Origin of the sequence: Sphingomonas lacunae (genome assembly GCF_012979535.1) — a bacterium.
GTDB lineage: Bacteria > Pseudomonadota > Alphaproteobacteria > Sphingomonadales > Sphingomonadaceae > Sphingopyxis > Sphingopyxis lacunae.
In genome coordinates this window covers 2,514,922-2,539,951 of sequence record NZ_CP053015.1, presented here as the reverse complement: position 1 = coordinate 2,539,951, position 25,030 = coordinate 2,514,922, and the positions used below count along the sequence as shown (strand labels likewise).

At 62.0% G+C, this 25,030-nt stretch carries 21 protein-coding genes; 5 read left to right on the top strand and 16 right to left on the bottom strand.

All coding sequences use genetic code 11. The annotated features are described in order from the left end of the window. Positions 1-76 precede the first annotated feature (76 nt). The 9 genes from GV829_RS12140 to GV829_RS12105 form a co-directional block, all read right to left on the bottom strand. A complete protein-coding gene (locus tag GV829_RS12140) occupies positions 77-2,098 on the bottom strand; it encodes an acetyl-CoA carboxylase biotin carboxylase subunit (RefSeq protein ID WP_169947017.1) in 2,022 nt (673 codons plus the stop codon). Continuing rightward, positions 2,098-2,226 (bottom strand): hypothetical protein, encoded by a 129-nt coding sequence (locus GV829_RS14420; RefSeq protein ID WP_281356133.1) that lies wholly within the window; start codon positions 2,224-2,226, stop codon positions 2,098-2,100. The genes GV829_RS12140 and GV829_RS14420 overlap by 1 nt, the downstream gene beginning before the upstream one ends. Before the next feature lie 124 nt (positions 2,227-2,350). After that, complete coding sequence (locus GV829_RS12135) at positions 2,351-2,755, bottom strand: hypothetical protein (protein ID WP_169947015.1); 405 nt, start codon at positions 2,753-2,755, stop codon at positions 2,351-2,353. Between the two features lie 35 nt (positions 2,756-2,790). Continuing rightward, positions 2,791-3,804, bottom strand: coding sequence for a biotin synthase BioB (gene bioB, locus GV829_RS12130; protein WP_169947013.1), 1,014 nt, complete (start codon positions 3,802-3,804; stop codon positions 2,791-2,793). Then, positions 3,798-5,924: a methylmalonyl-CoA mutase gene (scpA, locus tag GV829_RS12125; protein ID WP_169947011.1), complete on the bottom strand. Its 2,127-nt coding sequence runs from the start codon at positions 5,922-5,924 to the stop codon at positions 3,798-3,800. Before scpA ends, bioB begins: the two co-directional genes overlap by 7 nt. 121 nt (positions 5,925-6,045) lie before the next feature. Next, on the bottom strand, positions 6,046-6,831 hold the full coding sequence (locus GV829_RS12120; RefSeq protein ID WP_169947009.1) for an enoyl-CoA hydratase-related protein: 786 nt from the start codon (positions 6,829-6,831) through the stop codon (positions 6,046-6,048). A 117-nt stretch (positions 6,832-6,948) separates the two neighbouring features. Beyond that, positions 6,949-7,386 (bottom strand): methylmalonyl-CoA epimerase, encoded by a 438-nt coding sequence (gene mce / locus GV829_RS12115; protein ID WP_169947007.1) that lies wholly within the window; start codon positions 7,384-7,386, stop codon positions 6,949-6,951. Between the two features lie 153 nt (positions 7,387-7,539). Further along, positions 7,540-8,010, bottom strand: a complete 471-nt coding sequence (locus GV829_RS12110) for a hypothetical protein (protein ID WP_169947005.1) — start codon at positions 8,008-8,010, stop codon at positions 7,540-7,542. A gap of 11 nt (positions 8,011-8,021) precedes the next feature. Beyond that, complete coding sequence (locus GV829_RS12105; protein ID WP_169947003.1) at positions 8,022-9,548, bottom strand: acyl-CoA carboxylase subunit beta; 1,527 nt, start codon at positions 9,546-9,548, stop codon at positions 8,022-8,024. A gap of 110 nt (positions 9,549-9,658) precedes the next feature. Between GV829_RS12105 and GV829_RS12100 the strand changes: the two genes are divergently transcribed. Beyond that, positions 9,659-11,071 carry a helix-turn-helix domain-containing protein gene (locus GV829_RS12100; RefSeq protein ID WP_169947001.1) on the top strand — a complete coding sequence of 471 codons (1,413 nt, stop codon included), beginning with the start codon at positions 9,659-9,661 and terminating at the stop codon, positions 11,069-11,071. A 6-nt stretch (positions 11,072-11,077) separates the two neighbouring features. On the opposite strand, the gene GV829_RS12095 is transcribed toward GV829_RS12100, so the two are convergent. The 3 genes from GV829_RS12095 to pgi all read right to left on the bottom strand — a co-directional run bounded on the left by GV829_RS12095 (position 11,078) and on the right by pgi (position 15,145). Beyond that, positions 11,078-12,094 (bottom strand): NAD-dependent epimerase/dehydratase family protein, encoded by a 1,017-nt coding sequence (locus tag GV829_RS12095; protein WP_343042824.1) that lies wholly within the window; start codon positions 12,092-12,094, stop codon positions 11,078-11,080. Positions 12,095-12,175: 81 nt separating this feature from the next. Beyond that, positions 12,176-13,531: a glutathione-disulfide reductase gene (gor, locus tag GV829_RS12090; protein WP_169946999.1), complete on the bottom strand. Its 1,356-nt coding sequence runs from the start codon at positions 13,529-13,531 to the stop codon at positions 12,176-12,178. A gap of 90 nt (positions 13,532-13,621) precedes the next feature. Next, a complete protein-coding gene (gene pgi / locus GV829_RS12085) occupies positions 13,622-15,145 on the bottom strand; it encodes a glucose-6-phosphate isomerase (protein ID WP_169946997.1) in 1,524 nt (507 codons plus the stop codon). A gap of 145 nt (positions 15,146-15,290) precedes the next feature. Here pgi and lepB point away from each other — a divergent pair, with 145 nt between their 5' ends. From lepB to era, 3 genes are read left to right on the top strand one after another with little or no spacing between them, the layout of a single operon-like run. Then, a complete protein-coding gene (gene lepB, locus GV829_RS12080; RefSeq protein ID WP_169946995.1) occupies positions 15,291-16,211 on the top strand; it encodes a signal peptidase I in 921 nt (306 codons plus the stop codon). Positions 16,212-16,213: 2 nt separating this feature from the next. Beyond that, positions 16,214-16,933, top strand: coding sequence for a ribonuclease III (rnc, locus tag GV829_RS12075; RefSeq protein WP_169946993.1), 720 nt, complete (start codon positions 16,214-16,216; stop codon positions 16,931-16,933). After that, positions 16,930-17,823: a GTPase Era gene (gene era, locus GV829_RS12070; protein WP_169946991.1), complete on the top strand. Its 894-nt coding sequence runs from the start codon at positions 16,930-16,932 to the stop codon at positions 17,821-17,823. Before rnc ends, era begins: the two co-directional genes overlap by 4 nt. 9 nt (positions 17,824-17,832) lie before the next feature. Here the strand turns inward: era and topA are convergent, their stop codons facing one another. The 4 genes from topA to plsY all read right to left on the bottom strand — a co-directional run bounded on the left by topA (position 17,833) and on the right by plsY (position 23,959). Continuing rightward, a complete protein-coding gene (topA, locus tag GV829_RS12065; RefSeq protein ID WP_169946989.1) occupies positions 17,833-20,382 on the bottom strand; it encodes a type I DNA topoisomerase in 2,550 nt (849 codons plus the stop codon). Positions 20,383-20,574: 192 nt separating this feature from the next. Next, positions 20,575-22,149: a vWA domain-containing protein gene (locus tag GV829_RS12060; RefSeq protein ID WP_169943249.1), complete on the bottom strand. Its 1,575-nt coding sequence runs from the start codon at positions 22,147-22,149 to the stop codon at positions 20,575-20,577. A gap of 95 nt (positions 22,150-22,244) precedes the next feature. Beyond that, the gene (gene dprA, locus GV829_RS12055) at positions 22,245-23,345 is read right to left on the bottom strand and encodes a DNA-processing protein DprA (RefSeq protein ID WP_246202868.1); all 1,101 of its coding nucleotides are present in this window, start codon (positions 23,343-23,345) and stop codon (positions 22,245-22,247) included. Between the two features lie 20 nt (positions 23,346-23,365). Next, positions 23,366-23,959: a glycerol-3-phosphate 1-O-acyltransferase PlsY gene (plsY, locus tag GV829_RS12050; protein WP_425505415.1), complete on the bottom strand. Its 594-nt coding sequence runs from the start codon at positions 23,957-23,959 to the stop codon at positions 23,366-23,368. Positions 23,960-24,085: 126 nt separating this feature from the next. On the opposite strand from plsY, the gene murI reads away from it, so the two are divergent. After that, positions 24,086-24,916: a glutamate racemase gene (gene murI, locus GV829_RS12045; protein WP_169946987.1), complete on the top strand. Its 831-nt coding sequence runs from the start codon at positions 24,086-24,088 to the stop codon at positions 24,914-24,916. The last annotated feature ends 114 nt before the right edge of the window (positions 24,917-25,030 follow it).

Sequence of the window (25,030 nt, the reverse complement as noted above, 5' to 3'; positions counted from 1 at the left end):
TCCTCACCTGCATCCTCACCCTTCCGCCGCTTTGCGGCTCCCTCCCTCTCCCGTAAACGGGAGAGGGTCCGGGGCGTCACTCCATTTCCAAAATGATCGCATCGACCGCAAGGCTGTCGCCCTGCGCGGCGTTGACCGATTTCACCACGCCAGCCTTTTCGGCGCGGAGGATGTTTTCCATCTTCATCGCCTCGACCACCGCAAGCGGCTGCCCGGCCTCGACCTTGTCACCGGCACCGACATGCAGCGCGACGAGCAGGCCGGGCATCGGGCAGATGAGGAATTTCGACAGATCCGGCGGGATCTTTTCGATCATATGCTCGGCATAGGCGGCAACCCGCCAGGGCAGGCAGCGGACATTGTGGCTGGCGCCGCGGGTCGTCAGGGTGAAGCCTGAACGGGTGCGGGCGATCTTGACGATCAATACCTCGCCATCAATCTCCGCCTCGATCAGCCGGTCACCGGGCGTATAGGCAAGACCGATGTCGAGTGCTTCGCCATCGACCTTGAGCTTCTTTTCCTTGACCTTCACCTTGTGGGCGACGCCATCGACCGTCACCTGCCATTTTGATGGCGGAGCGAGGCGGCCACCGAGTTGCCCGTCAACGCGGCGGGCACGGTCGGCTTCCGCCGTCGCGGCGAAACCGGCGATGGCGGCGAGGTTGCGCAGCAGCACCTCGTCTGCCGGAGCACCATGGAAGCCTTCGGGATATTCCTCGGCGATGAAGCCGGTGGTCAGCTCGCCCGAACGGAAGCGCGGATGCTGCATGATCGCCGAGACGAAATCGATATTGTGGCCGAGGCCCTCAATCTCGAACGCGTCGAGCGCGGCGATCTGCTTGTCGGCGGCCTCGTCGCGCGTCTTGCCCCAGGTGATCAGCTTGGCGATCATCGGGTCATAGAACATCGAGACTTCGCCGCCCTCATAGACACCGTCGTCAACCCGAACGCCGTCAACACCGCGGCGGCCATTGGCATCCTCATCCTCGGTCCAGCCGGGGATCGGCGGACTGTAGCGGACGAGGCGCCCGGTCGAGGGCAGGAAACCGCGATAGGGATCCTCGGCATAGACGCGGTTTTCGATCGCCCAGCCGTCGATGCCGATCTCGTCCTGCGTCATCGCCAGCTTCTCGCCAGCGGCAACGCGGATCATCTGTTCGACGAGGTCGATGCCGGTGATGCATTCGGTGACCGGATGCTCGACCTGAAGCCGGGTGTTCATTTCGAGGAAGTAGAAGCTCTCGCCGCTCGGGTCCGCGCCCGAGACGATCAGTTCGACCGTGCCGGCGCTGTAATAGCCCACTGCCTTGGCCAGCGCGACGCACTGCTCGCCCATCGCCTTGCGCATCTTGGGCGTGACAAAGGGTGACGGCGCTTCCTCGACCACCTTTTGGTGGCGGCGCTGGATGCTGCATTCGCGCTCGTTGAGGTAAAGGATGTTGCCGTGCTGGTCGCCGAGGATCTGGATCTCGATGTGGCGCGGGTTGAGGATGAACTTCTCGATGAAGACCCGGTCATCACCAAAGCTGTTGAGGCCTTCGCGCTTGACCGCCTCAAAGCCTTCGCGGACGTCCTTCTCGTCATAAGCAAGGCGCATTCCCTTGCCGCCGCCGCCCGCCGAGGCTTTCATCATCACCGGATAGCCGATCTCGGCCGAGATGCGGACGGCATGTTCCGTGTCCTCAATCTCCCCGACGAAGCCGGGAACGACATTGACGCCGGCTTCCTTCGCAAGCTTCTTGGACTCGATCTTGTCGCCCATCGCGGCAATCGCGTTCACCGGCGGGCCGATGAAGGCGATGCCTTCCTTGGCGAGCGCTTCGGCAAAGCTGGTGCGTTCGGACAGGAAGCCATAGCCGGGGTGGACCGCTTCGGCACCGGTGGCCTTGCACGCCTCGATGATCTTGTCGGCGATCAGGTAGGATTGCGCGGCGGGTGACGGGCCGATGTGCACCGCCTCATCCGCCATGCGGACGAAGGGCGCACGGGCATCGGCATCCGAATAGACGGCAACGGTTGCAATGCCCATGCGGCGCGCGGTCTTGATCACCCGGCAAGCGATTTCGCCACGGTTGGCGATGAGGATTTTTTTGAACATTATTCGGTTTCCCCGGATTTCCAGAAACGATCAACCAGCCAGCCCCACCACAGCACGATGGCGATGGCTGCCAGCCACAATAGATTTTCGGCCCAAAGTGAGGTGGAGCCAGACACATCGTGCTCCATGCGCTGGCCCCACATGAGGGCGGCAAGTTGGCCTGCTGCACAGGAGGACGGCAGGAGCAGGACGGACGCCAGCGCGATGCGGGCAAGCCGATGTCTCAAAAGTGGCTTCACGGACCACGCCATCTCAGCCCCTCGTCCTGAAACGATCAGCGCGGCGGACCGCGTCCATGTGCAAAATTTCGTGGCGGCCATCCTGCTGGTCGCGGCGGAGGTAGAAGATGCCGGGGCCGTCAGCTTGCGGCAGCATGTAGGTGCCGATGAAGCAGGTGATTTCCTCTTCGAGCAGGACATTGCGTGCCGGGTGGACCGTCGGGTAAATCCGCCCCGTGCGCGTCACAATATGGCCGATGAGATGGGCATCCCTCAGCCAGCCGGGTCTGAGCGGCTCTCCCCTCACTTCTTCCAGCACAAAGGTGCCGCGGACCCGGATCAGTTCGGGGTCGCGACGGATTTCATAGACTCGCTGGCGGATCGGGCTCCAGTCCATGCTGCACGCGAATGCCGGAGCCGCCGGAAGGGCGGTCGCCATCGTCGCCACGAGGCAAGTGAGGGCGAACCCCGCCTTCACTCCGCCGCCTCCAATGCCTTGCACGCGCGCAGCGGCTCTTCCGCCGTCATCGCGCGCAGGCCGAGCTTGTGGAGCAACGCCGCGTCCTTGTCGTCGCCAGCGTTGGCGGCGGTGAGGAGCTTGTCGCCGGTGAAGATGCTGTTGGCCCCCGCCATGAAGCACAGCGCCTGCGTCGCCTCGCTCATGCTTTCGCGGCCAGCAGACAGGCGGACCATGCTCATCGGCATGGTAATGCGTGCGACCGAGATGGTGCGGACGAATTCGATGTCGTCAATCTTGGCGAGAGGCGTGTCGGCCAGCATGTCACCGAGCACCGTGCCCTTGACCGGGACCAGCGCGTTGACCGGCACGCTTTCGGGATGCTGCGGCAGGGTGGCGAGCGTGTGGAGGAAGCCGACGCGGTCAGCCCGCGTCTCTCCCATGCCAACGATGCCGCCGCTGCACACATTGATCCCCGCCTTGCGCACATGGTCGAGCGTTTCGAGCCGGTCCTCCATCGTGCGGGTGGTGATGATTGCGTTGTAGCGCTCAGGGCTGGTGTCGATATTATGGTTGTAATAGTCGAGACCTGCCCCAGCGAGCATCTCCGCCTGCTTCGGCGTCAGCATCCCCAGCGTCATGCAGGTTTCCATGCCCATCGCCCGCACACCTTCCACGATCTGGATGATCGCCGGCATGTCGCGGTCCTTGGGGTTGCGCCAGGCCGCGCCCATGCAGAAACGGTGCGATCCCGCATCCTTGGCCTCCGCCGCCTTTTGCAGCACGGCGCGCACGTCCATCAGCTTGGTCGCCTTGACGCCCGAATCCGCCGACGTGCTCTGCGAGCAATAGCCGCAATCCTCCGGGCAACCGCCAGTCTTGATGCTGAGCAATGTGCACAGCTGTATCTCCCCCACCGCATGATGCGCGCGGTGGACGGTCTGGGCACGGAACATCAGCTCATCGAACGGCAGATCGAAGAGCGCGGCGATTTCCTCGCGGGTCCAGTCGGTGCGGACGTCGTTCACCATCCCTCACCCGCCGGCGGCATGTTGTGGCCGAGCAGGCGCAGCACATCCGCCGCACATTCCACCACGTTGGAGCCCGGCCCATAGATGCCCTGAACCCCGGCATCGCGCAGGAAATCATAGTCCTGCGGCGGGATGACGCCGCCGGCGATCACCTTGATGTCGCTGCGGCCTGCCTCACGCAGCCTGTGGATAAGTTCGGGGATAAGCGTCTTGTGCCCGGCAGCGAGGCTCGACGCGCCAACCACATCGACACCGCTGTCGAGCGCCAGCACGACCGTCTCTTCCGGCGTCTGGAACAGCGGGCCGGAGACAACATCAAAGCCCATGTCGGCAAAGGCCGAGGCGATGACATTGGCCCCACGGTCATGCCCGTCCTGCCCCATTTTGGCGACGAGCAGTTTGGGCTTGCGACCCAGACGGCGCTCGACGGCTTCGACGCCTTCAACCACCTGTGCCCAGCGCCGGTCAAATTCATAGGCGCTGCCGTAAATGCCCTTCACCGGGGTCGGCGTGGTGCCATAGCGGCCAAAGGTGGCTTCCATCGCCGCCGAAATTTCGCCCAGCGTCGCGCGCTGGCGAGCCGCTTCAACCGCCAGTTCGAGCAGGTTGCCGCCATTGGTCGTACCCTCGGTCAGCGCCTTCAACGCCGCCTGGCACTTGGCCTCGTCCCGCGCCGCCTTGACCGCGGCGATGCGGGCGATCTGCCCTTCGCGCACCTTGGCATTGTCGACCTCGAGCGTTTCGAGCAGATCTTCGTTGGGCAGGCGATATTTGTTGACGCCAACGATGACATCTTCGGCGCGGTCGACGCGGGCCTGACGCGCGGCGGCGGCTTCCTCGATCATCGCCTTGGGCCAACCGGCGGCGACCGCCTTGGCCATGCCGCCTTCGGCCTCGACGCGTTCGATAATCTCCCACGCCTTGTCGACCAGCTCCTTGGTCAGCGCCTCAACATAATAGGAGCCGCCAAGCGGATCGACGACCTTGGTCATCCCGGTTTCTTCCTGGATGACAATCTGGGTGTTGCGGGCGATGCGAGCCGAGAAATCAGTGGGCAGCGCAATCGCCTCATCAAGCGCATTGGTGTGCAGCGACTGGGTGCCGCCAAGCATCGCCGCCATCGCCTCGATCGTCGTGCGGATGACGTTGTTGTAGGGGTCCTGCTCGGTCAGCGACACGCCCGATGTCTGGCAATGGGTGCGCAGCATCTTCGACCGCTCGTCCTTGGCGCCCAACTGGGTCATCACCCGGTGCCACAGCACGCGCGCTGCGCGCAGCTTGGCGACTTCCATGAAGAAGTTCATGCCGATGGCGAAGAAGAAGGACAGGCGCCCGGCGAACCTGTCGATGTCGAGGCCCGAAGCCACGCCATATTTCACATATTCCATACCGTCGGCGATGGTGAAGGCGAGCTCCTGCACCTGCGTCGCTCCGGCTTCCTGCATATGATAACCGGAGATGGAGATGCTGTTGAACTTGGGCATTTTCTGGCTGGTGAAGGCGAAAATGTCCGAGATGATCCGCATCGAGGGCTCGGGCGGATAGATATAGGTGTTGCGGACCATGAACTCCTTGAGGATGTCGTTCTGGATGGTCCCGTCGAGCTGTTCGACCGGTACGCCCTGCTCTTCCCCGGCGACAATGAAAAAGGCGAGCACGGGGATCACCGCGCCGTTCATCGTCATTGACACCGACATCTGGTCGAGCGGGATGCCGTCGAACAGGATCTTCATGTCCTCGACCGTGTCGATGGCGACGCCAGCCTTGCCCACGTCTCCGACAACGCGCGGGTGATCGCTGTCATAACCACGGTGCGTCGCGAGATCGAAAGCGACCGATAGGCCCTTTTGACCGGCGGCGAGATTGCGCCGGTAAAAGGCGTTGGATTCCTCAGCCGTCGAGAAGCCCGCATATTGGCGGATGGTCCAGGGGCGACCGGCATACATGGACGCGCGCACACCACGGGTGAAGGGCGCAAAGCCCGGCAGGCCGGGATCCTCGCTGACATCGGCAGCCGTATAGAGCGGCTTGACCGTGATGCCCTCGGGCGTTTCCCAGTTGAGGTCCTTGCCCTTGACCTCTTTGGAGGCGGCGGCCTGCCAGTCGTCGTATGTGCTCATCAACCTGTCCAAATAAACCGTTCGGGTTGAGCCTGTCGAAGCCCCGCCCTTCTGATTGATCCGTTCGCCCCAAGTTCAAGGACGGCCCTTCGACAAGCTCAGGGCGAACGGATGTAGGGACTTACGCCCCCTTGAAGTTCGGCTTGCGCTTTTCGAGGAAGGCCATGCCGCCCTCCATCGCGTCAGCAGTCGAACCGGCGATGCGCTGCCCTTCGGCTTCAGCGAGCAGCTGTTCGGAATAGCTGTTTTCCATCGCGACAAGGATGTTCTTGCGCATGGTGGCATAGGCAATGGTCGGGCCGGCGGCGAGGCGGGTGGCGAGCGCACGGGCTTCGGCCTGAAGGTCAGCGTCCTCGACAACCTTGTAGATCATGCCCCAGTCGAGCGCCTTGTCGGCGCTGATCTTCTCGCCCAGCATCATCATTTCGGTGGCGCGCGCCTTGCCGATCATGCGCGGCAGCATCCAGCTGGCGCCACCATCAGGCACCAGGCCAATGTTGACAAAGGCCTGAAGGAAATAACCGCTCTTGCCGGCGATGACGAAGTCCCCCGCAAGGCCGATCGAGCAGCCGACGCCGGCAGCGGCGCCATTGACGGCGGTGATCACCGGCATGTTGAGCCGGGCAAGGTTCATCATCAGCGGGTTGTAGTGGCGGGTGAGTGCCACATAGCTGCCCTCCCCGCCTGAGATCGAGCGCTCGCCACGGGCCGACAGATCGGCGCCCGAGCAGAAACCGCGACCCGCGCCGGTGATGATCAGGCAGCGGGCATCGCCCAGATCCGCCGACAAAGCGTCATTGATTTCCCCCGCCATGTCGAGCGAGCAGGCGTTCATCCGCTCGGGACGGTTGAGCGTGATGGTGGCGATCTTGTCAGTCACATCGACGGTGATGGTTTCGTAGGTCATTCTGTTGCCTCTCTCTCCGTTCGGGCTGAGCTTGTCGAAGCCCCGTCCTTTGTTTTCAGTCTTCCGTTCCCAAGCAAGAGCGGCCCTTCGCCAAGCTCAGGGTGAACGGTGTTGGGTTCAGTGTTCGCCCTTCGGCGTCTCCATGATTTCGGTCAGCACACCACCCATATCGCGCGGGTGGACGAAGAAAATCAGCGTCCCGTGCGCGCCGATGCGCGGCTCGCCCAGCACTTTTTTGCCCTTGGATTCGAACCAGGCCTTGGCCGCGTGAATGTCGGGCACTTCATAACAAATGTGATGTTGCCCGCCCAAAGGGTTCTTTTCTATCCATTTTCCGACCGCAGTGTCGGGCGATAGCGGTTGCAGCAACTCGATTTGCGTGCCCGCTGTGCCATTTTCGCCGGGCGTATTGACGAAGCACACCTTCACCCCCTGTTCGGGCAGGTCAAAGGCTTCGGTGATGTCCGAAGCGCCCATGATGTCGCGGTAAAACGCGATGGAGGCAGCAAGATCGGGTGTGGCGACGCCGATGTGGTTGAGACGGCCTAGTTTCATAATTTAAAACCTTCGTTCTTTATCGCCCCTCCTCTTTAGGGGAGGGGCAGCTAGACTTAGCGGCTTGCCGCTTAGTCGCAGCGGGGTGGGGCGGGTTCGGCCAAGCGCATCACCGGTGCTCACCACCTCAACCCCTCCCCTAAAGGGGAGGGGCTAAGCAGAAGAACACGCCCTTGCGAATTCACGAAAAATGCGTCCGTCATAAGGCGCGGAAAGTGGAAAAATTGACTCGCCCGCTGAAATATCTTCGCCATTGGCCAATTCTCTCAAAAAAGGAGAGTCGGGACGGAATGTCTGTGCGACGTAATAATAACTGTCCACATCGTTGAATTCAATTTTTGCATCATCGTTGTATACGCCGCTTTCACTGCGAATTTCTGGGACATAGTTTCGTATGTCAACGTCCGGAACACTGTAAATCGCTGTGATTTCGTTACTATTAGGAATACAATAAAAGTACATTTGCGAGTGAGAAGAGCCTTCTTCCGCAAACATTAGCTTCCATTCATCGCTTGAAGCGAGATAGAAAAATCTCCATTCGCCTTCGATGGTATAAGGACTAGCAGTCAGTGCGAACGATGGCATTGCTAGCGCAATTAAGCATAAAAACGCGGTACGAATCATTTCCCCACCCCCTACAACGGAATATTGTCATGCTTCTTCCAAGGGTTCTCGAGCGTCTTGTTCCGCAGCTTCCTGAGCCCCAGCGCAATCCGCCGCCGGGTTGAATGCGGCATGATCACCTCGTCAACAAAGCCCTTGCTTGCCGCGACGAAGGGGTTGGCAAAGCGGTCTTCATATTCCTTGGTGCGGGCGGCGATTTCTTCGGGGTCTTTGGAGCGGAAGATGATCTCGACCGCGCCCTTGGCGCCCATCACCGCGATTTCGGCGGTCGGCCAGGCATAGTTGAGGTCCCCGCGCAGATGCTTGGAGGCCATGACGTCATAGGCGCCGCCATAGGCCTTGCGGGTGATGACGGTGATCTTGGGCACGGTGGCTTCGGCATAGGCGAACAGCAGCTTGGCGCCATGCTTGATGATGCCATTATGCTCCTGCGCCGTGCCGGGCAGGAAGCCGGGGACATCGACAAAGGTGAGGATCGGGATTTCGAACGCGTCGCAGAAGCGGACGAAGCGCGCCGCCTTCTTGGATGCGTTGATGTCGAGCACCCCGGCGAGCACCATCGGCTGATTGGCGACGATGCCGACCGTGCGGCCCTCAATGCGGCCGAACCCGCAGATGATGTTGGCGGCATGGGCGGGCTGCACCTCGAAGAAGTCGGCTTCATCGACCACTTTGCGGATCAGCTCATGCATGTCGTAAGGCTGGTTGGCACTCGGCGGGATCAGCGTGTCGAGGCTGTCCTCGATGCGGTCCCACGGGTCATCGGTAGGCCGCTCGGGCACGCCGCTGCGGTTGTTCTCGGGCAGGAAGTCGATGAAATCGCGCGCGGCAAGCAGCGCTTCGATATCATTTTCGTACGCCAGATCAGCGACCGAGGTCTTGGTCGTGTGGGTGATCGCCCCACCCAATTCCTCCTGCGTCACCACCTCATTGGTCACCGTTTTCACAACGTCTGGACCGGTGACGAACATGTAGCTCGAATCCTTCACCATGAAGATGAAGTCGGTCATGGCCGGCGAATAGACCGCACCGCCGGCGCAGGGCCCCATGATCAGGCTGAGCTGCGGCACCACACCGCTGGCGAGCACATTGCGCTGGAACACTTCGGCATAGCCACCGAGGCTGGCGACGCCTTCCTGAATGCGGGCGCCGCCCGAGTCATTCAGGCCGATGACCGGCGCGCCGACCTTCATTGCCGTGTCCATCACCTTGCAGATCTTCTGCGCATGGCGTTCGGACAGCGATCCGCCAAAGACGGTGAAGTCCTGGCTGTAGACATAGACGAGGCGGCCGTTGATCGTGCCCGATCCGGTCACAACACCGTCACCCGGCACCACCTGTTCGGGCATGCCGAAGTCGACGCAGTTATGCTCGACATACATATCAAGTTCCTCGAACGATCCTTCGTCGAGCAAGATGTCGAGCCGCTCCCGCGCGGTCAGCTTGCCCTTGGCGTGCTGCGCAGCGATCCGCTTTTCCCCGCCACCCATGCGGGCGGCGGCGCGGCGGCGTTCGAGTTCGGCGATGTTCGACGACATGAAAGTCCCCTCAGGAGGCAATGTTCAGCCTCCTCTTTTTAGCGCGACAGGCGCAATTGCAAATGTTAACTTGCTAAGTTGCAAAGGGACGTTTTGCAAACGGGGATGGAATGAGCAAGAAATACCGCCTGTTCGCCGGAGCGAGGCTGCGCGCGCTGCGTGTCGAGCGCGGCATGCGCCAATCGGAAATGGCCGAACGGCTCGGCATTTCCGTCCCCTATCTCAGCCAGTTGGAGCATGACGACCGCCCGCTGACCCCGGCGGTGCAGGCGGCGCTGGCCGATGCCTTCCCGCTCGAATGGGCGGCGGTCGAGGAGGATAATGCCACCCGCCGTTTTGCCGCGCTGCGCGAGGCCGTCGCCGACCCACTGTTCGATGGCGACGCCCTGCCAGTCGACCAACTGACCCGCATCGCAGAGCAGCAACCCGCCCTCGCCGACCGCTTCATCGCGCTCCACGCTGCCTATCGCCATGCCGGTGAGCGGCTCCAGATCGTTGATGACGCCATGGCCAGCGATGGCAGCAGCGGTGGCCGCCTGCCGTGGGAAGAGGTGCGCGACTGGTTCCACCATGCCGGCAATTATATTGACAGCATCGACCGCGCCGCCGAGGAACTGGCCGAGCGGCTGGCCGGCAAGAGCGCCTCACCCGATGTCGCGGCGCTTGAACGGCATTTGCGTGACGGCCTGTCGGTGTCACTGGTTTATCAGAACAGCCAGGGCCTGCGCGACTATGACCCGACGATGGGGCATCTGGTGGTCGATCAGGGCCAGCCCGCCGAGAGCCGCCGTTTCCAGCTCGCCCACCAGCTCACCGCGCTGGCGCTCGATAGCGTCATCCAGCGGGTGATCGAAACCAGCGAGTTGCGCACGCCCGCCGCCCGGCAATTGCTGCTCGTCGGTCTCGCCAACTATGCCGCCGGCGCGCTGCTCATGCCCTATGCCCGTTTCCGCGAGCGGGCGCGCGAGATGCGGCACGACATTGATCGGCTGCGGCAGGAATTCGGCGTCAGCTTCGAACAGGCCTGCCACCGCCTCTCGACCCTGCAACGCCCCGGTGAGCGCGGTATTCCCTTCTTCTTCTGCCGGGTCGACATGGCTGGTAACATCACTAAGCGCCATTCGGCCACGCGGCTTCAATTCGCCCGCTTCGGCGGCGCCTGCCCGCTGTGGATCGTGCATGAAGCGGTGGCGATCCCCGACCGCATCCTCGTCCAGCTCGCCGAAACGCCTGATGGCGTGCGCTATGTCTCGATGGCCAAGGGGCTGGTCAAACCCTCGGGAAGCTATACCCGCGCCCCGCGCCGCTATGCCGTGGCGCTGGGTTGCGAGACCGATCATGCGCGCGAATTTGTCTATGCTGACGGGCTCGACCTCACCTCACCGCAAGCTGCCACGCGGATTGGCGTGTCATGCCGCCTGTGCCCCCGCCCCGATTGCGAACAGCGCGCCTTTCCGCCCTCCGACCGGGGTATCCTCGTTGACCCTGACCGGCGCAGCGTGGTGCCTTACTCGATTGTCTGAGCGCGACTAAAGCTTCACGACGCCCAGCCGCAACATGTCGCGCGCCGCATCCAGGATGCTCTCTTCGGCGGTCCGTGTTTCCCAACCGAGCACCGCCTTGGCATGGCTGGCGTCATTGTCACGGACATTGTCGAGTTCGCTGACCACCTGCTTCACCAGCGGGTCGAAATTGGCGAGAATGCGCATCAGCCAGCTGGGCAGCCGGCGTTTCGGAACCTTACGCCCCTGTGCGCCCAGGCCATTGCGCAGGATGGCGGCCATGTCCTCCATCCACAGGAACGGACCCGAAGCGATGAAACGCTCACCCGCCATGCCGGGCGCGGTGAGGCATTTGACATGGAGATCCGCAACATCGCGCACATCGACCAGGCCAAAGCCCAGCCGCGGCAAGCCGGGGATCGAACCCTCCAGCAGTTTCTTGACCGATTCCAGCGATGTCGAGAAATCAGGGGCCATCAGCGGCCCGACCACCAGTGACGGATTGACAGTGCAAAACTCCATCCCCTCGCCCTCTGCCGCCACCCAGTCGCGGGCGGCGCGCTCGGCAATCGTTTTTGACTTCACATAGGCATAGGCGTCGGGGCTGTTGATGTCGGTCCAGTCGGCTTCGGTAAAGACCGTCTGTCCCTTGTGGCCATAGGAAATGGCGGCAACCGAACTGGTCATGACAAAACGCTTCACGCCCGCGGCCTTGGCAAAGCGCAACGCCCGCAGGGCCCCTTCGCGCGCCGGGACGATCAATTCATCCTCATGGAGAGGCTTATCGGCTGGCAACGGCGATGCGACGTGCGCGACATGGCTGCACCCGGCCATCGCCTGGGCCCAGCCGCTGTCACTGACCAGGTCGGCTGCAAAAAAATGCAGCTTGCTGTTGTCTACGCCCAGCCAGCCGCGAACCTCGGCTTCGCGCGCGAGATTGCGGATGGTGGTGTTGATCTCCCACCCCTCGGCAATCAACTGGCGGATGAGGAAGCCGGCGATGTATCCCGAGCCACCCGAAACGAAGACCTTGCCTGCCATCATTCTCTCCGAAAGTCGGCTGTATCGACCAGCGGCGACCAGCAGATAGAGGATGCTACTGGGTCAGTTGCGTAAAGCAACGGTCTATTTCAGCAGAACCAGTTCCTCGGCCATCGTCGGATGCAGCGCGATGGTTTCGTCAAATTGCGCCTTGGTCAGGCCGGCTTTCACCGCGATGGCCGCGGCCTGCAATATTTCGGCGCTGTCCGGGCCGATCATGTGCAGGCCCACAACCTGATCGTTGGCTGCGTTGACAACCATCTTGTAGAGCGCCCGCTCATTGCGGTCTGCCAGCACATTCTTCATCGGGCGGAAATCAGACGTGAATATCTTGACCGAACCCAGCTGGTTGCGGGCCTGCGCTTCGGTCAGGCCGACACCGGCAATCGGCGGGTGGGAGAATACCGCCATCGGGATGGTGCTGTGATCGACCTTGACCGGGCGTCCGCCAAAAACGGTATCGGCAAAGGCATGGCCCTCGCGGATGGCGACGGGGGTCAGCTGAACCCGGTCGGTCACATCGCCGACGGCATAGATGTGCTCCACGCTGGTCTGGCTGTAGTCATCGACCTTGACTGCGCCATTGGCTGCCAGTTCAACGCCCACCGCTTCGAGGCCGAGCCCCTGAGAACGCGGCGCGCGCCCGGTAGCAAACAGCAACAGGTCGGCTTCAATAGGATCGGCGCCGGCCAGCCTGATCGACAGCGAGCCGTCCGCCTGCTTTTCAATGTGCTCGAAGGGGCAGTTGAAACGGAACTGGATCCCCTTGGCCATGGAGATTTGCAGGAGCCGGTCCCGGATCTGTTCATCATAGCCCCGCAGGATGGCATCGGACCGGTTGACCACTGTGACTTGAGCGCCAAATTCGTTGAAAATACCGGCGAATTCATTGGCGATGTAGCCACCGCCGGCAATCACCACCCGCTTGGGGAATGTCTCAAGGTGGAAGACCTCGTTGGAGGTGATGCCATGTTCGGCACCGGGCACGTCGGGCCGAACCGGCCAACCACCCGTGGCAATCAGGATATGGCCGGCAGTGATCCGTTGCCCGTCGGCCAGTTCTATCTCATGTGGGCCGACAAGTTTGGCCAGTGACTTGAAGACGGTGACATTGTTGTTGGCCAGCGTCTGGCCATAAATCCCCTCAAGGCGGGTGACCTCGTTGAGGACGCTGTCACGCAGCGCGGGCCAGCTGAAACTGGTCTCACCCACTGTCCAGCCAAAGGCCTGGGCATCCTTCAGATCCTCGGCGAAATGCGAGCCATAGACGAGCAGCTTCTTGGGCACGCAGCCGCGGATGACACAAGTGCCGCCAACGCGATGCTCTTCGGCTATCGCAACCCGCGCGCCATGGCCCGAAGCGATGCGCGCCGCCCGCACGCCGCCCGAGCCCGCGCCGATGACGAACAGGTCATAATCGTAACTGGCTGGATCGGTCATGAAAGGCTCCGCTTATATGCCGCCATGGCGGATTGCCACGACTGCCCGCACATGGGGTTGTCCGGTTGCTTTGGCAAACAGCTTTTGCCGTCAAGCCTCCCCCGTGGAACCAAAGGCTGCCCCCAGCAGGGCCCTTGTGGCGATGTCAAAGCTGATGTCGCCTTCGCCATCAATCGCCTTGGCCATCTCCTTGCCCAGTTCGACACCAAACTGGTCAAATGGGTTTATGCCCAGCAGGACGGCATTGGCAAAGGTGCGATGCTCGTAAAAGGCGATCAGTGCGCCCAGCGTTCGCGGATCGATCCGGTCGAGCAGCAAGGTGGTCGACGGGCGGTCGCCGGGATAGGTGCGAGCCGGATCGTCCGCATTTGTCCGCCCGGTCATCAGCGCCGCACCCTGCGCTATGCAATTGCCGATCAATGTCGTGTGGTGGGCTTCATCAAAATCATGACCAGGTTCGATAGCCGCAACAAATTCGACCGGGATCAGGTGGGTACCCTGATGCAACAGCTGAAAAACGGCATGCTGTGCGTCCGTTCCAACGCCGCCCCATGTCACCGGGGCTGAGGGACGGCCCAGCGGAGAACCATCGGCCTTCACGCTCTTGCCATTCGATTCCATTTCCAGCTGCTGGAGATAGGAGGGCAACAGCCGCAGCCTTTCGTCATAGGCAAAAAGGGCGCGGGTCTGGCAGCCGCGCAGTTGGGCATAGAGCAGGTCGACGAAGGCGGCGATCACCGGGATATTCTCTATCCACGGCGACAGGCGGAAATGCCGATCCATTTCGGCAGCGCCTTCGAGCAGTTCTTCAAAGGCAGGCCAACCAAGTCCGATAGCTGCCGGAAAGCCGATTGAGGACCACAGCGAATAGCGCCCGCCGACACTCTCCTGAAACGGCAGGATTCGCGTCTCGTCCACGCCCCAATCCAGCGCCTTGTCGGGGTTGGCGGTCAGCGCGATGACCTGACCCAGCGGGTCTTCGACGCCACCCTCTGCCATCCACTCGAGCGCGCTTTTGGCATTGAGCAAAGTTTCAGTCGTGGTGAACGTCTTCGATGCAATCGCCACCAGCGTCGCCGCCGGGTCGAAATGCTTTACCGCCTCAGCCAGGGCGGCGCCGTCAACGTTGGAAACAATGGCAACATCATAGCGACCTGTCTCGCGGCCCAGCGCATCCATCAACAGGTCCGGACCCAGTGCCGAACCCCCGATGCCGATATGCAAGATATGCTTCACCTCACCAAAGGCCCCGGCGTCGATCGCCTCTATCAGTGCGCGCATCCGCTCGTGAAAGGCCTTTGCGAGATGGACGCTCTCCGCATTACCCTCGCCGCGCTGTGCAGTGTGTTCGGCGGCGCGGCCTTCGGTGACATTGACAATCTCTCCTGCGAATAACGCCCGTCGGGCGGAATCAAGTGAGGCAGACTCGGCCAATGCGGCAAAGTTGCTCAAGGCAGAGTCGTCGAGGTGAGTCTTGGACCAGTCAAAGCGGATACCGGCCAGCCGGTGAACCAGTCGGTCAAGTCTCCCCTGCCCCTCCTCATCCAACAGGGCCTGAATTGCGCGGGGTTGCCAGGCGGCAAGACTGGACCAGGTCGATTCTGTGCTGCTCATGAGGCTGGGCCTTTCAATAGGAACGGATAATCTGGGTTCAAAGCCGCGGTTGCTCTAGCGCTGCCGCAGGTGAAGCACCAGATTGACCAAAGCCGGCCCGATGCTCGCCTTGACGGTTGGAACCAATAGCCTCAAAGCGCGGTTAATGTCTCAACCACCGATCAATCAATCTTGCGAAACCGCCGAAAAACAGGCTCTCGAAGGTCAGGCGCAGCCGGTCTCTGCCTCCGGCACGGACGCGCCCCAGCATCAACCGTTGGTTGATTTGCGGACTGAATTATTCGAATTCGGACGATTTCTTTTGCTTTTCGCCTTTGCTGTGTTGCTGATCCGCAGCTTTTTCCTCTCTTCCTTCAATATCCCTTCGGAATCGATGCAGCCGCGCCTGCTCATTGGCGACTATCTGTTCGTCAACAAGGCGGCCTATGGCTGGACGCGGCACAGTCTGCCGTTCAGCCTCCCGCTCATTCCGGGACGCATCATGGGCTCAACGCCTAATCGTGGCGATGTGGTGGTGTTCAAGCATCCGCTGGATGAAACCGACTATATCAAGCGGGTTATCGGCCTGCCGGGCGATCGGGTGCAGGTGATCGACGGTTTGGTCAGGATCAACGATGTGCCGGTTCCGCGGGTCCGGGTGGCCGATCTGCTTATTCCGGCTACGCCGAACATGGTTGAGGCCAGCTATGGCAACCCTTGTTTCCGACCGGCGTTTGAAGTGATGCGGGCCGATGGGCAATTGATGTGCCGATATCCGCGCTTTGTTGAAACCTTGCCCAATGGCCGTCGCTATGCGGTGCTCGACCTGATCCTGGGTGATGCCGACACCACCGGCGTTTATCAGGTACCCGACGGCCATCTGTTCCTGATGGGGGATAATCGCGACCGCAGTTACGATAGCCGCTTTCCCGCCGTGGCCGGTGCCGGCATCGGTATTGTGCCGGAAGATCGGCTGGTTGGAGCGGCGCTGGTCACCGTCTTTTCGACCGATGGTTCGGCGGCATGGTATAACCCTGTCAGCTGGTTCACCGCGGCGCGTTGGGACCGGATCGGCGAAGGGTTCTGAAAATGCAGGAAGAAATTGCCGTCCTTGCCGCCATTACCGGTCACCAGCCGCGCGACGAGGCGCTGTTCATCGAGGCGCTGACCCATGGGAGCCACGGTGCCAAGGGTGGCAGCAAGGGGGTGAACAAGGGCGGCGGCAGCCTGGCGGGCAAAGATTATCAGCGGCTTGAGTTTTTGGGTGACCGGGTGCTCGGCCTCGCCATCGCCACCGAACTCTACCGCCGTTTCCCGCGTGAAAGCGAGGGTGCCTTGTCATCGCGATTGAACGCGCTGGTCACAGGGTCGCTCTGTGCCGAAATCGCACGCGAGCTCGGCTTGCCTCCGCTGGTCCGGCTCGGGAAGCAAGCGCGCGACGATGGCGGGCGGGATAGCGACAATATCCTCGGCGATGTGCTCGAGGCGCTGATTGGTGCCTTGTATATTGACGCCGGCATCGATGTTGCCGTGGCGTTTGTTATCCGATGCTGGGGTGACCGTATCGGCGCTGTGCAGGTCGCGCCCAAGCATCCCAAGTCGGCGCTGATGGAATGGGCGGCCGCCAACAAGCGCAAGCCCCCGGAATATCGCGTTGTCTGGCGCGACGGGCCGGATCATGCGCCGCGCTATACGGTTGAGGCCAGCATTGATCTGATCGGATCGGCCAGTGCCGAAGGCACAAGCAAGCAGGAAGCCGAGCGGGCCGCCGCCGCTGCCCTGCTCACCAAATTGGAGAATGGCGTATGACGCGCAAATGTGGTTTCATCGCCGTTGTCGGGGCTCCCAATGCGGGCAAGTCGACGCTGGTCAATGCGCTCGTCGGGCAAAAAGTGGCGATTACCAGCGCCAAAGCGCAGACCACCCGCACCCGCCTGATGGGTATTGCCATCGAGGGTGAGGCGCAGATCGTCCTCATTGACACGCCCGGCATCTTCACCCCGGCCCGCCGCCTCGACCGCGCCATGGTCGCCGCGGCCTGGAGCGGAGCCGAGGATGCCGATGCCATCCTGCTCACCGTCGACGCCAAAAAGGGCATCGACGCCAAGGTTTCGACTATTCTTGATGCGCTCAAGGATCGCAAGGAGCCGTTGTTGTTGGCCCTCAACAAGGTCGACATCAGCAAAAAGGAACCACTGCTCGTCCTCGCCCAGCAGATCAACGAACGCGCGCCCTTCCGCGAGATCCACTTCATATCCGCCGAAACAGGCGATGGCGTGCCCGAGCTCAAGAGCGCCCTTGCCGCAATGCTTCCCGAAGGCGACTGGCACTATCCGGAGGATGAGGTCAGCGACGTTTCAGAACGCCTCCTCTCAGCCGAAATCACCCGCGAACAGATCTACCGCCAGCTCCACGCCGAGCTGCCCTATGACAGCACCGTCGAGACCGAGAAGTTCACCAGCCGCCGCGACGGCTCGGTCGAGATTCACCAGCAGATCCTCGTCGCGCGCGATACCCAGCGCGCCATAGTACTGGGCAAGGGCGGTGCCCGCATCCGCGCCATCGGCAGTGCGGCCCGCGAGGAAATCGGCAAGCAGCTGGGGCGCAAATGCCACCTGTTCCTACACGTCAAGGTCAAGGCCGACTGGGACGAAGACCGCAGCGTCTACCGCGACATGGGCCTCGACTGGGTCGATTGAGGACGGCGTTCAGCCGTCCTTTTTCGCCGCCGCCTTCTTAGCTGCCGGCTTCTTTGCCGTAGCCTTCTTTGCTGGAGCCTTCTTAGCAGCAACTTTTTTCTTTGGCTTGCCACCGCCCTTGGCGATCTTGGCGTTGATAAGCTCAACCGCTTCCTCAAGCGTCACCGCATCCTTGTCGGCGCTCTTGGGCAGTGTCGCATGGGTTGTGCCATCGCTGACATAGGGACCAAAGCGCCCGTCGAGCAGCTTGATTGTCACGCCGCTGTCGGGATGCGCGCCCAACTCCTTGCCTGCCGCCTTGGCCGGTCGGCCACCCCGCGCATTGCCCTCGGCGATCCGTGTCACCGCCGCATTCATGCCGATTTCAAGCACATCCTCGGTCGAGGAGAGCTTGGTATATTTGCCATCGTGCAGCAGATAGGGGCCATAGCGCCCCAGCCCGGCGGCAATCACCTTGCCGCTTTCGGGATGCGTGCCGACCTCGCGCGGCAGCGCCAACAGGCGCAGCGCCAGTTCGAGATCAAGCGAGTTCGCGACATCGGCAGGTATCGAACTGCGTTTTGCTTCCTTGCCATCGCCCAGCTGCACATAGGGGCCGAACCGCCCCGCCTTGCGCGTTACCTCCAGTCCACTGTCGGGATCGGTACCCAGCGCTTCGTCGCCACCCTCGGCAGCGTCGCTACCACCCTGCGCAAAGGGCCGTGTGAACTTGCACTCTGGATAGTTGGAACAGGCGACGAAGCTGCCGAACCTGCCGCCACGCAACGCCAGCCGTCCGGCTTCGCACTTCGGGCATGCGCGCGGGTCGCTGCCATCGCCCAGATCAGGGAACAGCCAAGGGGCGAGAAATTCGTCGAGCGCCGCCGTCACATCCGATGGCTTCTGCTCCATCACCTCAGCGGTACGCGGCTTGAAATCCCGCCAAAAGGCTTCGAGCACCGCCTGCCAGTCGGCCCGTCCGCCCGAGACATCGTCTAGCTCATCCTCAAGCCCGGCGGTGAAGTCATAGCTGACATAGCGCTCAAAGAAGCGTTCGAGGAACGCGGTGAGCAACCGCCCGCTTTCCTCGGGATGGAAACGGTTCTTGTCGAGCCGCACATAGGCCCGGTCCTTGAGCACCTGCAGGATCGAGGCATAGGTTGACGGACGACCGATGCCCAGTTCCTCAAGCCGCTTGACGAGGCTCGCCTCGGAAAAGCGCGGCGGCGGCTGGGTGAAATGCTGTTCGGCATCTACGCCATGCTTGGCCGGCACATCGCCCTGACGCAGAGGCGGCAACAGACGGCTGTCCTCATCCTCGCCTGACACATCGTCGCGCCCTTCCTCATAGAGGGCGAGGAAGCCGGGAAAGCGGATCACCTGCCCCGTCGCGCGCAGGGCGTGCCGACCCGTGGCCTCGACCAGTTCAACCGCGGTGCGTTCCAGCTGCGCGCTCGCCATCTGGCTGGCCAGTGCCCGTTTGAAGATCAGCTCATATAGGCGCGCATGGTCACCGGACCCGGCGCGTTCACGCCCGAAATCTGTCGGACGGATCGCCTCATGCGCTTCCTGCGCATTCTTCGCCTTGGTCTGGTAATGGCGCGGCTTGTCCGGAACATAGCCCCCGTCAAAGCGCCGCGCGATGGCCGCGCGGGCTGCAGCAATGGCACTGCCGTCCATCTGCACGCCGTCGGTCCGCATATAGGTGATCAGGCCGTCCTCATAGAGTCCCTGCGCCACGCGCATCGTGTGGCTGGCCGAAAAGCCCAGCTTGCGCGCCGCCTCCTGTTGCAGGCTTGATGTGGTGAAGGGCGGCGGCGGGTTGCGCATCGCCGGTTTGACCTCGACCGACTGCACGGTGAAATGCCCGGCTTCGACAGCCGCTTTCGCGCGATCAGCGGTGGCCCCGTCGCCAATTGTCAGCCGGTCGATCTTGCTGCCCTCGAAGCGAACGAGGCGAGCGACAAATGGCGTGCCGCCTTGCTCCATGCGGGCAATGACCGACCAATATTCCTGCGGTTTGAACGCCTCGATCTCGCGCTCGCGGTCAACGATCAGCCGCAGTGCCACCGATTGCACCCGCCCCGCCGACTTGGCCCCCGGCAGCTTGCGCCAGAGCACGGGAGAGAGGGTGAAGCCAACGAGATAGTCGAGCGCACGCCGCGCGCGATAGGCGTCAATCAGGTCATCATCGAGTGCGCGGGGATGTGCCATCGCCTCAGTCACCGCCGCCTTGGTTATGGCATTGAAGGTCACCCGGTCGACCTTGGACGGCAGGGCCTTTTTGGCGCGCAGCACCTCCTGAACGTGCCAGCTGATTGCCTCCCCCTCGCGATCAGGGTCAGTGGCGAGGATCAGGCGGTCGGCCGTCTTGGCAAGGTCGGCAATCTCCTTCAGCCGCTTGGCCTTGTCGGGATAAGTCTCCCAAGACATGGCAAAGCCCGCTTCGGGATCAACCGATCCATCCTTGGGTGGCAGGTCACGGATGTGACCATAAGAGGCGAGAACGCGAAAATCGCGACCCAGATACCCCTCGATGGTTTTGGCCTTGGCGGGTGATTCGACGACAACCAATTGCATGAAAAACAGCGCTTCCTGATGACCCTTACACGTACGCGCGAGGGTGGCGGGGGAAAAGCGCCCCTGTCAAGCGGGCCGTGGAGCCACTTTGGCAGCCTCAGCTGCAGGCGGATATATAGCTGCTGATCCGGTCGTTCCAGGCTTCGCCGACAAAGGCGGTCCGCCCCAGGTACAGGCGGCGCTGCCAGACTGTCATTTCGGCTGCTGCCAATCGGGAGGGAGGATGCAGCGGCCATTGTCCTGCCGCCCGACCTCACGGATGACCTCATTGTCAGCGGGAGCGATCCTCCGGCCACTCAACTGGCTGTCGATCACGCGGCGCAACAGGGCGTCAAGGCGGGAGACATAATAGCAGTCGATAGCAGGCGGTGCGTGCGGATTGCCGATGCCGCTATCGTCGGTGAGGAACAGATAGCGCGACTGGGTCAGTGCTGCCATCGCCCGCATCGCATATTCCGCCTCATCGGCCACGCCAGACGCTGCCACCGGTGTGATGTGGACGCGCTGCGCGCGCAAATGCTCGGCGGCATTCCAGGTCCGGCCATAAAGGTCGTCGTGCGGCGGGGCGTCAGCCACCAGCAGCAGCGATTTGACCGCATCGGGGCGCCAGCCGAGCCCGGCAGCCCGGATCAACGCCTGATCCATGGCTTCGGGATAGTCCCCGCCGCCAAAAGCGCGCTCCTGCGCCAAAGATGCCTGAACCCGGCTGATATTACCGTCAAAGTTCACCGTGCGCGTGACATAGTCATCGCCGATATCGCGGTAGAAGACGAAGCCGACCTTCAGGTCCAAACCGGGGTGGCTGCGACGGATGGCATTGACAATGCTGGCCAGTTCTCTCTGCAAATAGGTGATTTCGTCACCCATGCTGCCGGTGGTGTCGATCACCAGCGCAAGGTCGAGCCGTTGTGCCGTGATGGCCGCTGTCGGCGATTGGAAATTGACCTGCTGGCCACCTGCCCGGTTCTGCACCTCAACAGACAGGGCACGCCCCATCGAACGGCCGTTCAGGCTCGCACCGATCCGCACCATCGGGCTCAACCGGTCGAGGTCGGGGAACAGGGCGACATTGCCATCAGCCTGTGTTTTGAGGGTGATGGCGTTGCCGTCGGAACAGGTGACGCGGATATCCGCAAAGGGCACTGGCCGTCCGCGATTGTCCGTGACCCGAACGGTGAGGACCCGGTCAGTGTCGACCCGCGGCAGATCGCGGATGCGCTGGCCCAGATTGGATTGCTCGACATAGCGCGCGTAAAGCTGTGGATTGAGCAGATCGTCATGCTCGCCTGCGGTCAGCAAGCCGGCCTGCGGTTGGAGCTGGGGCCGGGGACGCGGCGGAATGATCGAAGTAGGTGATGCCACTCGCCCGCTCGCAGCCGCAGGCGGTTCTGCCGCGCCGGGAACAGGGGCTGCCCGCACGGTTGTTCCGGTCATCACAATGTCGGCGCTGGCGGACTCTGCTGTATCTCCGCGAGCGGGTGATGCCATCGGTGGTGGGGGAGGCGGCGGCGGTGGCGGCGGGGCAGGCACTGCCATCGGCACTGGTCCTTCGACGCCACGCCGATCGATATAGCCGCCACGGCGGTTGGTGCGCGGCTGCTGCTGTTGCACTTCGGCGCCGAGCGACGGCAGGGCCGCCGGTGTCCGGCAATATCCTTGGCCCTCATCGACGTGCTGGATATGTGGCGTGGCGCCGACGGGGCCGGCGATGCTGCCCGACAGCATGGCGGCAATGACGGCGAGTGAAACGGCTTGGCAGCGGTGCATGGCACATCCCCTGTTGATGCGAGATCATGATCAACCCGGCGCAATGAACTGGTTGTGAACTCTCCCTTTCGCCTTCGTTCAGGCTGCGAAGGACTTCAACTGATCAGCGAAACCCGCCCGGCGGCGTGTCGCTGAAGCCGCTCGGCCAGTTCGAGTTCAAGCAGGACCATCTGCACGACGGGCGCAGGCAGCTCTGCCTGCCTGACCAGTTCGTCGACACTGACCGCTACCGGTCCCAACAGGCCAACCAGGAGGCTCCTCGCACTATCGTCCGGGTCTGCGCCGCCGGTCTCGAAGAGTTCTGCCGGCGGGGCGTTGAAGCGGTTGGCGGCACGCGGGTCAATATGGCTGACTGCCTCGATGATGTCGCTGGCCGACTGTACCAATGTGGCGCCCTCGCGGATCAGCTGGTTGCAGCCCTGCGCCCGCGGGTCGAGGGGATGACCCGGCACGGCCATCACTTCCCTGCCCGACTCTGTTGCCATGCGTGCCGTCAGCAAGGAGCCCGATCGAGGAGCCGCTTCGACCACCACCGTACCCAGGGCCATGCCAGCGATGATGCGGTTGCGGTGCGGGAACTGTCTCGCGAGCGGCTCTGTACCCGGCGGATATTCTGTGACAACGAGGTGGCGTTCACCCATCTCGTCCTGCAATGCCTTGTTCTCGGGCGGAAAGGCTATGTCGAGGCCACTGGCTATGACGCCGATGGTCCCGTGTTCCATGGCACCCTCGTGGGCCGCCGTATCAATTCCACGGGCCAGGCCTGATACGATGACATGCCCGCTTTGACCCAGTTCGGCAGCAATCTGGCGAGCAAAGCGACAGGAAGCGGCGCTACTGTTGCGTGCACCAACCATGGCAATCGCCGGCTTTTTCAGCAGCTTGGTGTCTCCCCGGACAATCAGGGCGATGGGCGCATTCTGCAACTCGCCAAGCTGATGAGGGTAACTATCTGAATCAACGAATAAATATTCTCCGCCAAGGCGCTGTACCCGCTCTACCTCGGCCTCTATATCAACTGGATCGGCAACCTTCGCCGCACGGCCTCCGCTCCGCCTCACCAGATCAGGCAATGCCGCAATCGCCGCTGTCGCGCTGCCGAATCGCGCAACCAACTGACGATAACTGACCGGCCCGACACGATGCGTACGTGCCAGTCTCAGGCGGTCAATCGCATCCGCTGGCAGGCTGCTCACAGTCCCTCCCCCCTCCGGGCTCAGCCAGCGTTGTCCGCCGCGTCGCTGCCCTTGCCTATGCGGGGTTCCCGACCACTGAGCAGTCGCCCGATATTCTCCTTGTGTCTCCAAAGTACGAGCAAAGTCAGCGCGGAAAGCAAAGGCAACCAGTACGGATGCCCCAACGCCCATGCTGCAACCGGAACGCTGACAGCGGCAACCAATCCACCAAGCGAACTGATCCGGCCTATCACTATGACACCGATCCACAGCAGCGCGTAGATCGCCCCTATCCGCCAATCCAGTGCCAGCGCGACGCCCATGTACGTGGCGACACCCTTGCCTCCGTGGAACTTGAGCCAGATCGGATACAAATGGCCAAGAATGGCTCCGGCACCGGCAATAATTGCGTCGTCAGGAGAGATTGATTGGGCAATCCAGACTGCGGCCAAGCCTTTCGCCATATCGAGAATCAGGGTGCCGGCGGCCAAACCCTTACGCCCCGTCCGCAAGACATTGGTGGCGCCAATGTTGCCCGATCCGATCGCTCTGACATCCCCTGCGCCGCCCAGACGCGTCAAAATAACCCCAAAGGGGATGGACCCGAAGAGATAGCCAACGGCCAGCATCATCATTGGCATTTGCCATTGCTCGAGCATCTCTTCCTACCCCCTCTTTCACCTTCGCCCTTGTCTAGCCGCTGCGGATGGCGAGCGGCAAGCGGCATTGCTGTCCGGTTGCCGCTAGGCTAGGTCGACGCTGTGCAGCAACCTGTCGCCCCTGAATCACCCATCCTGTTCTTCGACAGCGGTATTGGCGGTGTTTCTGTGTTGCGGCCAACGCTTGCCCTGCTTCCGCAAGCACCCATTGTCTATGCTACCGACTATCTCGGATTGCCATATGGCGAAAAGAGCGAGGCCGAAATTGGGACTCGGGTTTCGGCGCTTCTCGGGCGGTTGATAGAACGCTTCCGCCCCCGCGTTGCTGTTATTGCCTGTAATACTGCGTCAACCATCGCGCTTGCACATGTCCGGGCTGCCCTTGATACACCCTTTGTTGGCACGGTACCTGCCATTAAGCCGGCAGCGCTATCAACTGAAACCGGGGTGATTGGTCTGCTGGGGACAGAAGCGACTATTCGACAGCCTTATGTCGATCGGCTGGAACAAGAGTTTTGCGAAGGGAAGTTGCTCGTTCGCTATGCCGCGCCCGAGTTGGTGGCTGCTGCCGAAGCAAAGATGCGCGGCCAGTATGTAGACCCACAGGTCTATGTCAATGCGATACGGGGTTTAGAGAACGCGCACGATAAGGGTTTCTGGATTGATCGGATCGTCTTGGGCTGCACTCACTTCCCTCTTGTTCGTGACGAGCTTGTCGAAGCAGCTGTTAAGCAAGTCGGGTTTCCCAACGATATTCAGACCATCAATGGCGGTGACGGTATAGCGCGGCGCATTTTGCAGTTGACGCTTGGGCAGCCATGGCCGGCATCATCACCACGCCGATTGGTCATAAACAATGGCGGCCCACTTGCCATTAAGCCAGTATGGGCACCCTTCGCCGCGATGGGCTTTACCGAGCTTCAGGCAGTTTGACGCTAGCCACCATCCCAGCTCCGAATTCGAATTTTGATCGAGATCATTGTTGATAGCCGTTCTCACTGGCTTTGAAGGTCAACTATCGGTAATCGCCTCGCGTTGCAGCAAAGG